At 40.2% G+C, this 5,378-nt stretch carries 4 protein-coding genes and 2 pseudogenes; 1 reads left to right on the top strand and 5 read right to left on the bottom strand.

What is annotated here, in order from left to right:
• Positions 1–110 precede the first annotated feature (110 nt).
• The 5 genes and pseudogenes from FFM59_RS09465 to FFM59_RS09485 all read right to left on the bottom strand — a co-directional run bounded on the left by FFM59_RS09465 (position 111) and on the right by FFM59_RS09485 (position 5,003).
• On the bottom strand, positions 111–1,217 hold the full coding sequence (locus FFM59_RS09465) for an NADH-dependent flavin oxidoreductase (protein WP_137602793.1): 1,107 nt from the start codon (positions 1,215–1,217) through the stop codon (positions 111–113).
• A gap of 16 nt (positions 1,218–1,233) precedes the next feature.
• The gene (locus tag FFM59_RS09470) at positions 1,234–1,917 is read right to left on the bottom strand and encodes a type 1 glutamine amidotransferase domain-containing protein (RefSeq protein WP_137602794.1); all 684 of its coding nucleotides are present in this window, start codon (positions 1,915–1,917) and stop codon (positions 1,234–1,236) included.
• A 356-nt stretch (positions 1,918–2,273) separates the two neighbouring features.
• Positions 2,274–2,600, bottom strand: a complete 327-nt coding sequence (locus FFM59_RS09475; protein WP_137602795.1) for a DMT family transporter — start codon at positions 2,598–2,600, stop codon at positions 2,274–2,276.
• Between the two features lie 599 nt (positions 2,601–3,199).
• Positions 3,200–3,811, bottom strand: a complete 612-nt coding sequence (locus FFM59_RS09480) for a histidine phosphatase family protein (protein ID WP_137602796.1) — start codon at positions 3,809–3,811, stop codon at positions 3,200–3,202.
• Between the two features lie 52 nt (positions 3,812–3,863).
• A pseudogene (locus tag FFM59_RS09485) lies at positions 3,864–5,003 on the bottom strand (MFS transporter).
• Here FFM59_RS09485 and FFM59_RS09490 point away from each other — a divergent pair.
• Positions 4,974–5,282: pseudogene (locus FFM59_RS09490) on the top strand (winged helix-turn-helix transcriptional regulator); the annotation flags it as partial. The pseudogenes FFM59_RS09485 and FFM59_RS09490 overlap by 30 nt on opposite strands.
• Positions 5,283–5,378: the final 96 nt, after the last annotated feature.

Genomic DNA, 5,378 nt, shown 5'->3' on the forward strand with positions numbered 1-5,378 from the left:
AGTGGTTCCGACTACTACGGCCCACAGTGGACTTTCACCACCTAGTTGGCGCCCATGCCGGGCGCACTCAAAAAAGCCACCAACATTGGATTGTTGATGACTCAAATCGTTTAACTCAAAATAACACTGTGATAACGTGCTGCGGCAAATTCATAGAGTGGTAAGGATAACGGCGTAATTTCAACCGCATCCTTAAATGGAATCTGAACCATGGCAGCATCGTTGCCGGAAATTAGTTTAACAGCCCAAGTTGGGTCAAACAGAATTTGTTGTCCAACCGCCACTAAATCGGCCACTTCTAAAACATTTTCCACGTCTTGGCGAGTACGAACACCTCCAACGCCGACAACTGGTTTACGACCGTTAACCCAGTCTCTGACATAAGCCAATCTTCCTTGTGCCTTATAGTTTTCATCCCGGGAGACACTGGCATATTTATTCAATGAAACATGTAAATAATCTAAACGTGATTCACTTAACTGATTAACTAACCATTTAGTATCATCCATTCTAATCCCAGGTGTTTCAAATTCTTCGGGTGAGAACCGATATCCAACAATGAAAGGCTTAGTTGCATATTCATCAACGGCAGTAAATACTTCAACTAACATCTCTTTGATAAAGTTAAAGCGATGATCACGATCACCTCCATATTCGTCAGTCCGACGGTTACTATGAGGTGAAAAATATTGTTGAATTAAATACGTATTGGCGCCGTGGAGTTCAATACCATCAAACCCAGCTTGAATCGCCCGACGAGTAGCCTCACCGAATGATTTAATCGTTTCCTTAACTTCTTCCAAAGTTTGGGCACGAGGCGTTTCGGCATCATCACGTAAAGCTGGAATATCACTAGCTGAAACGATTTGTTCACCGTTTAATTCAGCACTATGCGTCATTCTTCCGGCGTGCACAATTTGTAGGATAGCTTTGGTATCCTTACTTTGAATGCCTTTGGCCAACGCTGACAGTCCGGGAATCATTTCGTCATGGGCAACACTGAGTTCTCCAAACCATCCCTTACCTAAATCTTCAACATTCGCAGCGCCTGTAATCACTGCTCCAAGACCCGCGGCGCGATCTGAATAATATTCAATTTCGTCCTTGGTAATCTCACCATTATAAAAACTTTGAGTCGTTGTCATTGGTGACATCATTAATCTATTTTTCAAAGTTGCACCGCTGGCAAACTTAATCTCATCTGTAAATTTTGTCATCTTAAAACCCTCTTCGTTATTTATTAAGTATTTCTATCACTGCTTGTCCAACACCTGCAGCAGACTGTGGATTTTGACCAGTAACCAAACGGTCATCAACCACCACATGTTTTGTATATGGGTCTGACTTGGTGTGGTGTGCGCCAGCAGCAATTAATTCATCTTCAGTCAAAAATGGAACATCATGTGTTAATCCATTGATTTCCTCTTCTTCATTGGTGAAGCCAGCCACATTTTTACCTTGAATGAATTTTTGACCGTTTTCTTCGATTGACAACAGTCCTGCTACACCATGGCATACCGCCGAAATTACACCACCATTATCATAAATACTCTTAGCAATTGAACCCAATGCCGCATTGTTAGGAAAGTCCCAAACAGTCCCATGACCACCAGCAAAATAAATGACATCATAATCTGTCGCTGTAATATCTTTTGGTGCAAGCGAGGCACCTAACGCACGATTCCGAAAGTCGGCATCAAAATAAAAATCAGCACTAATTGGATCTAAGTTATCATCTTCAATACTGCCAGGGTCTAACGGAACATAGCCACCTTTAGGGCTGACATAGTCAACTTCGATTCCGTTATCCTTCATTACTTGACTGAAATGAACTGCTTCGCTTAACCACAATCCAGTGGTTTTGTTGAGTGTATCAAAATGTTCATGGTTAGTTAATACTACTAGGGCTTTTGTCATCTTACTTATCTCCATTTTTAAATTAATCTGTTTTAGCTTTCAATATGAAATTATTTGCTTAAAGTGCATACATTAATGATCATATTTCAAATCTCCTTAACCAGTTATTTAAAAATTTTTACGTCTTTTAATGACATTCACGCTACTTACTTTATATAAGTCCATATCATAATCTATGAATATCACCATTGCAATCGAATTAACATTCAAAAAAGAATGCCATACATTCGAAATTGGAATAGAAAATTACATTGCTTTGTTTCCCGGGTAATAATTCATGGATGCCATATCAACATTTTGATTCTACAACCTGAAGTCAGCTTTAGGTCAAGAATATTTTGAAAAAAGCTGCTAGGCTAATGCTTTCCATTACCAAATAATTGAAGGATAATCACTCCAATCGTAATTAATGCAATTCCGACAACACTTGGTAAGTTCAATGGTTCTTTCCAATAGATTACTGAAAAGGCTGCAATCAAAACAATTCCTACTGCCGCCCAAATCGCATAAGCCACATCCATTTCAATTGTTTTCAATGAGATGGATAGAAAGTAAAAAGTTACTAAATAACCTAACATTGAAGCAACTGTGAATCCAAAATTATGAAACCCATCTGACATTTTTAAAAAGTTGGTTGCGCAAAATTCGCCTAAAATGGCCACACCTAAAAATACATATCCCATAACTATTCTCCTTCATAAATCTGAAAATTAGCAATTGAATCTGTATTTCCAACGGTTTTCCCAACCAAAAATATATAACAACAATTTATACATCTTTTGTCACTCTTCAATCAAAAATTAATACTCGGAACTTACTAAATTCACTTAACTTGCTCCGCTGACTCATGCTTCCAATCCCTGCTCATTACGTTTAGCCTCACCCATTGCTTAGAAGTAAACCACTTCTATCCGATACGTTTGCTAATCCTCGTGAGCAACCCGGGCTTGTCACCACATTGTCGTAATCACGCTTCAATAATCTGACTATTCCGCCTAGTTACGTCTGCCTTGTAAGAAATTCACTTACATTGTCCTGTTGACTCATGCTTCCAATCCCTGCTCATTACGTTTAGCCTCACCCATCGCTTAGAAGTAAACCACTTCTATCCGATACGTTTGCTAATCCTCGTGAGCAACCCGGGCTTGTCACCACATTGTCGTAATCACGCTTCAATAATCTGACTATTCCGCCTAGTTACGTCTGTCTTGTAAGAAATTCACTTACATTCGCCAGACTAGACTAGCGCTCGTAGTCAACCCAATTATTTCAGCGCACTCAATCAATACACTCTATTAAAGAATTCAAGAACTTGTTGGCCATGATCTAGGACGCTAATTTTAGTGACGCTGGTATTTTCAGGTTCTGGTACTGCAAATGGATCTTTAACTTGCAGTGCATTAACCACAGCACTACGAATCGTAAAGCCATGACTGACCACGATGAGTTTTTCATCGGGGTATTTAGCCGACATATCTTTAACAAATTCAGCAACTCGGTTTTCTACATCAGGGAACGATTCGCCATGAGCGGTGGTGTAATATTCCGGCACTACATCCCCACTAATCGTGCTAAATAAGTCCGGATAATCTTTTTTTAATTCGCTTTTTTTAGTCCCATCCCAATCACCGTAAGAAATCTCTTTAATCCGGTCATCAAATTCAATGGGCAAATTTGCCGTCTGATTAATTATTTCTGCAGTTTGTTGAGTACGGACTAGTGGACTGGCAATAATTCTGTCAGCAAATGCCACATCAAAATGATCGTGTAGTTTTTGTGCCTGTGCTTTACCATGTTCGTTTAAGTATGCAATTTCAGTATTAATTGTGCCCTGACTTATACCTTGGGTGTTTCCTAAGGTTTGTCCGTGGCGAATAAAATAGAAGAATGTCATGCGATGCCTCCTGAATGGTTTATTTCATCCAGTATAACAAAACATTTCGTACTTAGGCAGTATGAAGCCGGCTTAATAACCATGTTAATCCAAGTGCAATTGCCGCCATTACCGATCCCGCAATTGGCGTCAAATATAACCCTACTCCATCGGCGACAATTCCACCAACGTACGATCCTATCATGATGCCCAAATTAAAGGCAGCAATGTTAAAGGCCGAGGCCATTTGAACATCATTTGGTGTGTACTTTTACGCAGCTTGCATTGTAAATAATTGAAGTCCGGGCACATTCATGAATGCCAACAACCCCATAATCAGAATCAATATTAAGCCAAAGATTTGGGCCTGCAAGCCAACTAGCATTAGTAGCATCATTGGAATCATGGCCGCAAACATCATCATTAATACTTTTAATGGCTTGGCATTCGCCACTCGACCACCAACAGTGTTTCCAACCGCGACTGCTAATCCATAAGCAATTAATATAATGACACTAGCCGAATCGCTCCAGCCTTGATTAGCGATAATTGTTGTCATATATGAATAAACTGGAAAGCTTACTCCATAACCGTCTGCCGTGACAATCAACGACAATAAAACTACCGGTGCCTTAATCATTCTCATCAAGCTACCACGTTGAATCTTGGCTGGCATAGGTAGCTCTTTCGGAACTAAAATCGCATTTGAAATCAATCCAATCAAACCGATAACTGCAATCACTACAAATGAAATACGCCAGCTAGCATGTTGGCCAATAAACGTTCCTAACGGTACTCCAGTGACGGTAGCCACTGTCAGTCCAGTAAACATTGTCGCAATCGCTGACGCTCGCTTCATTGGATAAACGACACTGGCAGCAATTACCGTCGCCACTGACATAAACAACCCATGCGCAAATGCTGCCACTACTCGTCCGGATAACAAAATTGGAAAAATTGGTGCAATCGCCGTAATCAAATTACCAATAATAAAGGTAATCATAATCGATAACAATAACGCCTTTCGTGGTATGCGACTCGTCAAGCTTGTAAATACCGGCGCCCCAATCATCACACTTGCCGCATAAACTGAGACTGTTAAACCAGCAGTTGCCAAGCTCACATGAAACGTTTTAATGATTAACGGCATCACACCAACACTGATAAATTCTGTCGACCCAATGGCAAATGGAAAGCTATCATCCTGTGTCATTTACGAAATCAAACTCTCAGAACCAGTGAACTTAGATGTGCAATCCCACAAATTACCCAAAAAATGTTGACGCAACAATTACGTGAACTTGAAGATGACGGTATCGTCAATCGCAAAATTTATGAACAAGTTCCTCCAAAGGTTGAATATTCATTAACTGAACGCGGCGAAAGTTTAAATTCAATTCTGCATGAACTTTGCCTTTGGGGAGAAGCCAACATTGCCAAACGCAAAGAATGTGGTGAAGTAATTACCTTATTAAGTGAAGAAGCCAGCTAAAAAAGACCGAGTAAACGTAGTTTTTGGAACGGAGCAAGGAAACACGTTCTTTCAAGGACGTGATGGATTGCTCTTTTTTATTGCCCGAAGGGCTAT

This window comes from Paucilactobacillus nenjiangensis, from assembly GCF_005405445.1.
Lineage (GTDB): Bacteria > Bacillota > Bacilli > Lactobacillales > Lactobacillaceae > Paucilactobacillus > Paucilactobacillus nenjiangensis.

Excerpts from the sequence above, each read along its gene's own strand:
- FFM59_RS09475 (WP_137602795.1), bottom strand. The coding sequence starts at position 2,600 with ATGGGATATGTATTTTTAGGTGTGGCCATTTTAGGCGAATTTTGCGCA.
- FFM59_RS09480 (WP_137602796.1), bottom strand. The coding sequence starts at position 3,811 with ATGACATTCTTCTATTTTATTCGCCACGGACAAACCTTAGGAAACACC.
- FFM59_RS09470 (WP_137602794.1), bottom strand. The coding sequence starts at position 1,917 with ATGACAAAAGCCCTAGTAGTATTAACTAACCATGAACATTTTGATACA.
- FFM59_RS09465 (WP_137602793.1), bottom strand. The coding sequence starts at position 1,217 with ATGACAAAATTTACAGATGAGATTAAGTTTGCCAGCGGTGCAACTTTG.